Consider the following 5,635-nt stretch of genomic DNA (forward strand, 5'->3'; position numbering starts at 1 on the left):
CGACATATTCCAAATTCCTTAAACTGGTTCCAGCAGGAGGTTCTGCGTCGCTCTCTCGTCACATAAAAAAACAGCATCTTGCGATACTGTTCATTTATGTGCCGAGGAGAGGACTTGAACCTCCATGCATTGCTGCACATGGGCCTAAACCATGCGTGTCTACCAATTTCACCACCTCGGCTTTTCAATAAAAATAAGCAATTTCTTGCTATGATTATATTCTAATGGAAAAAATATTTTTGTCAATCAGGCTTAAATGTATTCTTAATCTTTTTTGTGTTATAATAAATTTATAAAATAATTTTAATATTATGACAAACGAAAAACAAGATTTAGAAAACAAGGATATTGAAAAAAATAAGACAGAAGCTTTTCTTTCTTACTTTTGGATAGTATCTTTGTATGTTTATTTAACAAAGAAGAAATCAAAATTTGCCCAGTTTCATGCAAAACAAGGATTAATATTATTTTTCTTAAGTTTTGCAACGGTCGTTCCTTTCTGGGGGCAACTGTTTGGACTGGTTCTTTTGATTGTTTCAATTGTTGGAATAATGAAGGCATACAACGGCGAATGGTATAAAATACCTGTTGTTTATGAGCTTAGTAAAAAAATTAATTTTTAGTAAATAAAATAATAAACTAAATATGAAAACCTGTTTAGCGGGTTTTTATTTAATAGCATGTCTAAATACATAAAGTTTTTTAATGAATTACGAATAAAAGATGTGCCTCAAGTAGGAGGAAAAAACGCGTCTCTTGGTGAGATGTATCAAATGCTCGAAAAAAAAGGAGTACGAATCCCAAATGGTTTTGCTACAACTTCAAATGCTTATAACTATTTTCTTGAAACCAGTGGAACTAAAAAGGAAATTAGAAAAATTCTAAAAGGCCTCAATACTGGAGATGTTGTTGATTTGGCAAAGAGAGGGAAGGCGGTTCGAGAAGTTATTTTGAAAGCAGAGCTTCCAGGTGATTTTAAAAAAGAAATTACAGAGGCTTACGTTAAATTATCTAAACAGTATAAGGTAAAAAATGTTGATGTGGCTGTTCGATCTTCTGCCACTGCTGAGGATTTACCTGATGCTTCATTCGCAGGACAACAAGACACTTATTTAAACATTCATGGTGAAGCCGCTCTGATTGATGCAACTAGAAGATGCATTGCTTCTCTATTTACAAACAGGGCAATTTCATATCGTGTTGACAAAGGCTTTGATCATTTTGATATAGCACTTTCCGTTGGGGTCCAGAAAATGGCCCGTTCTGACATTGCTTCATCTGGTGTTATGTTTTCCATTGATACAGAATCTGGTTTTGATAAAGCGGTTTTAATTGATTCAATTTATGGTCTTGGAGAAAACATAGTTCAAGGTAAAGTTAATCCAGATGAGTTTTATTATTTTAAGCCAACTGACGCTATTGTTTCAAAGAGAATTGGAAAGAAGTCTTTAAGAATGGTTTACAACAATGTTAAAGGAGCAAAAAATCCAGTTAAAGACATTCCAGTTAGTGTTGCTGATCAACACAAACAATCAATTACAGATGATCAAGTTAAACAACTTGGAAGATGGGCTGTAATTATTGAAGAACATTATGGTCGTCCAATGGATATGGAGTGGGCACTTGATGGGAAGGATGGAAAATTATATATAATTCAAGCTAGACCTGAAACAATTCACTCGGTAAGGGATCATAATGTAATTGAAGAATATAAATTAGAGAAAAAAGGTGATTTAATTATAGCCGGTACTGCAGTTGGGTCTAAGATTGGTGGGGGAGTTGCTCGCAGGATAATGGATATCAAGGATATTAAAAATTTCAAAAAAGGAGAGGTTCTTGTAACAGATATGACAGATCCAGATTGGGAACCAATTATGAAAATAGCTTCAGCCATTGTAACCGACAAAGGTGGACGAACTTGTCATGCAGCTATTGTTTCTCGTGAGCTGGGAATTCCTTGTGTTGTTGGAACGGAAACTGTAAGTAAAGTTATTAAGACAGGACAAAAGGTGACTGCCTCTTGTGCAGAAGGAGAAGTTGGACATATTTACAAAGGTGAACTCCCTTTTAAAATAAACAAGACAAACATAGGAACACTCAAAAAACCTAAAACAAAGATTATGATGAATATTGGTGAGCCTGATATGGCTTTCACAAATTCATTTATTCCAAATGATGGAGTTGGCTTGGCTAGACTAGAATTTATTATTAATAATTTTATTAGGATCCACCCGCTAGCTTTATTGAACTACGGTAAAATTAAAGACAAGAAGGTTAAAAAACAAATTGACGATATAACGATTGGATATAAGAATAAAACAGACTTTTTCGTTGATAAATTAGCAGAGGGAGTTAGTATGATAGCCGCTGGATTTTATCCAAAGGACGTCATTGTAAGATTGTCTGATTTTAAAACCAATGAATATGCAAACTTAATTGGAGGGCGTGAATATGAACCAATTGAATCAAATCCAATGATTGGTTGGCGCGGAGCAAGTAGATATTATTCTCCATTATTTTTGCCAGCATTTGAATTGGAATGCAAGGCTTTGAAAAAAGTTCGTGATGAAAATGGACTAACTAATTTAAAGATAATGGTACCGTTTTGTAGAACGATTGAAGAAGGAAAAAGAGTTAAACAAATCATGGCGAAGAATGGATTGAAGCAAGGAGTAAATGGCCTTGAAATTTATGTAATGGCTGAGATTCCTGCCAATATTATTTTGGCCGACCAATTCGCTGCAGAGTTTGATGGATTCTCAATTGGATCAAATGATTTAACACAATTAACTCTCGGAATAGATCGTGATTCTGCTGGAGGGACATTGAAGGTTGATGGAGTATCTAATGAAAAGAATGAAGCTGTTAAAACTTTGATTACTTATTTAATCCAAGTCGCCAAAAAGACTAAAACTAAAGTTGGGATTTGTGGACAAGCCCCAAGTGATTTTCCGGACTTTGCACAATATTTAGTTGAACTTGGTATTGATAGTATTTCGTTAATTCCAGATACAATTATCAAAACAACTATGGCAGTTTTGAAGACAGAAGAGGTGATGAAAAAGAAAAAGAGAAAATAAATATGAATATTACCTCTACGTCACTTTGTGACTAGCGGGATGATTTGCTCACACGCAAATCAAAAGAAAAACCGCGGGATTGTTTCCGCGGTTTTTGTTGTTTACATAAAGAAACGATTGTAGAGTAAAAAGAGAAAAGAAGATAGGCCAGCCAGAGATAAGAGGACGATTGCAAAGAGATTTTCTTGAGTGAAATCTTCAGGAGAATTTTTATTTTCCATGGATAACTCCTTCTAGAAATTAAAGAAAGTTTTTAGTGAAAAACGGTAAAGAGAAGAAGTGCAACAAGAATAAAATTAATAACCACCATTGTGTTTGCAAAAGGAATGTTTGTACCTTTAAAAGGCCGATTTTTTTTATTTTTGGTGTCCATGAGGACCTCCTTTTTAAAGAGCTAGGTTTGGATTAACTTTAATGTCTCTCCATTTTGTATATATTTTATCGCGAGCCTTGAAGTATCCAGCGGATGCTATCATGGCTGCGTTATCGGTTGTATAGGCTAATTTTGGTTTGAAAAATATTGTTTCTGCTAGCTTTTTATTTATACTATTTTCTAATTGTAAACGGAGTTCTTTGTTGGCAGAAACACCACCGGCGAGTAAAATACTTTTGGCAGAATATTTTGTAGCAGCTTTGATTGTTTTTTTAATTAAAACATCAATTATGGCTTGTTGAAATTCTTGACAGTATTCAGGAATTTTATTTTTAAAGTCAGAATTAGATTGGAGTTGATATAATAGAGCAGTTTTAAGACCCGAAAATGAGAATTCAAAATTAGGGGAATCAATCATTGGTCTGGGTAATTTGATTGTGTTATCTTCTTTTGAAGTTTCGGCTAGTTGGGAAATAATTGGTCCTCCCGGGTAGCCTATATCCATAAGTTGAGCAGCTTTATCAAAAGCCTCTCCGGCTGCATCATCTCTGGTTTCACCAAGGGTTTCAAATTTATTAAAGCCTTTCATTAATATTAACATAGTATGACCACCAGAAACAGTTAAAACAACTGCAGGAAATTCGATATTTTCTGAATCAATAAAATTGGCATAAATGTGTCCTTCAATGTGATTAATATTTACTATTGGGACATCAAAAATATAAGATAAGGTTTTGGCAGTTTCAATCCCCACCATCAAGGAGCTTACTAATCCTGGACCAGTTGCAATTGCTATGGCGTCAAGTTCTTTTGAAAAGGTTTTTTTATTAATACCTGCATTTTTTAAGGCAGTATCAACAACTGGTAAAATATCCAAAACATGCTCTCGGGCAGCAACCTCAGGTATGACCCCACCATATTTCTTGTGTATATCAATTTGTGAAGAAACTATGTTCGATAAAACCTTTACTGAGTCGCCTGTTCCCTTAACAACAGCGGCAGCAGTTTCATCACAACTAGATTCAATTCCTAATATTTTCATATGTAATAATTTTACAGCAATAGGGTATATTAAACAAATACTTGAAAAATTGCAAGAAATAGTATAAGATAAAATATCTTTGGTCCTTAATAAAAGGAGAGGAATTTATGAATATACTTGGCTTGCTTTATAAATTTTTATTGTATATTTTCGCAAACATGGTTTTGATAAAAAATAATTTAAGTAAAAATTATTTTAATCCTAGAAGCCTGGAGGCAAAAAAAATTTATGATGAAATTTTTTCTAAAGTTGTGGCTAGATATCCGTTAATAGAAGAAGAGGTAATTTTCGAAATAGACAAAGATCTAAAGTATTCTACTGCTGAACTTGAAGATGGGTTTTATAGATTATTTATTAGCGGGAGGGTCGTCTTTAGAAAAAAAAGAAATAAATTATATATTTATCCTTCAGTCTGCTCGGTCACAACAAGATCAATTATATTTTTGTGGTTGCACATGATCTTTTTCATATTGTACATTATGTGTATCATAAGGAAGAATTTCTTTCTGCTTCACACGAAACAAGAGAGTGGTTTGCAGACAGGAAGGCAATAAAATATTTAGAAAAATATATTCCTGGCATAACTCTCGAGGAATATAACAGTACTTACAAAAATTCAAAAAAACTAATCTTTTGGCACAAAATGATTAATAACTACTCCCCCTAGAGATAGGGGGTTTTATTTTGGGGCTGTCACGGGGAATCGAAGGGGCGAGCCCCAACAACCCAATCGTAAATGTTTATAATATTTCCATATATTTTTGCCTAGAAGCAACGCTTTTCTTTTTCCTTAGATTTATCACACTTCGGGGTTCTCATCCTCGCGTCAATGCAACAAAAAAACAGAGACAAGCTCTGTTTTTTCATTGTATCGCCACGGGGAATCGAACCCCGATCTCCAGGATGAAAACCTGATATCCTAACCGTTAGACGATGGCGACAAGTTGTAAAATAAAATGCAGTCCTTTGCGGACCACTAGAATGTAGTATAAACAAATAAATAGTTTATGTCAATATTAACTGGCTGTACAATATTAACTGTGGTGGAAAACTAAAAAGTAGTGGTAAGATTAGCTATGAAAACTAGTTTTACAACTATAACTAAAATTAACCACTACTTCTATGAAAAAATATACCAAT

The 5,635-nt window shown here is 34.0% G+C and carries 4 protein-coding genes and 2 tRNA genes; 3 read left to right on the plus strand and 3 right to left on the minus strand.

The features are described from left to right. Positions 1-99: 99 nt before the first annotated feature. Positions 100-181, minus strand: a tRNA-Leu gene (locus tag PF572_03160). Positions 182-311: 130 nt separating this feature from the next. On the opposite strand from PF572_03160, the gene PF572_03165 reads away from it, so the two are divergent. Together PF572_03165 and ppsA are read left to right on the plus strand one after the other, a co-directional pair. Further along, on the plus strand, positions 312-623 hold the full coding sequence (locus PF572_03165; protein ID MDA3840065.1) for a hypothetical protein: 312 nt from the start codon (positions 312-314) through the stop codon (positions 621-623). A gap of 57 nt (positions 624-680) precedes the next feature. Beyond that, positions 681-3,080, plus strand: a complete 2,400-nt coding sequence (gene ppsA / locus PF572_03170) for a phosphoenolpyruvate synthase (protein ID MDA3840066.1) — start codon at positions 681-683, stop codon at positions 3,078-3,080. A gap of 386 nt (positions 3,081-3,466) precedes the next feature. Here the strand turns inward: ppsA and tsaD are convergent, their stop codons facing one another. Then, positions 3,467-4,495 (minus strand): tRNA (adenosine(37)-N6)-threonylcarbamoyltransferase complex transferase subunit TsaD, encoded by a 1,029-nt coding sequence (tsaD, locus tag PF572_03175; GenBank protein MDA3840067.1) that lies wholly within the window; start codon positions 4,493-4,495, stop codon positions 3,467-3,469. A 481-nt stretch (positions 4,496-4,976) separates the two neighbouring features. Here tsaD and PF572_03180 point away from each other — a divergent pair, with 481 nt between their 5' ends. Further along, on the plus strand, positions 4,977-5,162 hold the full coding sequence (locus tag PF572_03180; GenBank protein MDA3840068.1) for a hypothetical protein: 186 nt from the start codon (positions 4,977-4,979) through the stop codon (positions 5,160-5,162). 202 nt (positions 5,163-5,364) lie between these two features. Here the strand turns inward: PF572_03180 and PF572_03185 are convergent. Then, a tRNA-Glu gene (locus tag PF572_03185) sits at positions 5,365-5,436 on the minus strand. Between the last annotated feature and the right edge of the window lie 199 nt (positions 5,437-5,635).

The sequence above is a fragment of the Patescibacteria group bacterium genome (assembly GCA_027858235.1).
Classification (GTDB): domain Bacteria; phylum Patescibacteriota; class Patescibacteriia; order Patescibacteriales; family BM507; genus BM507.

Excerpts from the sequence above, each read along its gene's own strand:
- tsaD (MDA3840067.1), bottom strand. The coding sequence starts at position 4,495 with ATGAAAATATTAGGAATTGAATCTAGTTGTGATGAAACTGCTGCCGCT.
- PF572_03165 (MDA3840065.1), top strand. The coding sequence starts at position 312 with ATGACAAACGAAAAACAAGATTTAGAAAACAAGGATATTGAAAAAAAT.
- ppsA (MDA3840066.1), top strand. The coding sequence starts at position 681 with ATGTCTAAATACATAAAGTTTTTTAATGAATTACGAATAAAAGATGTG.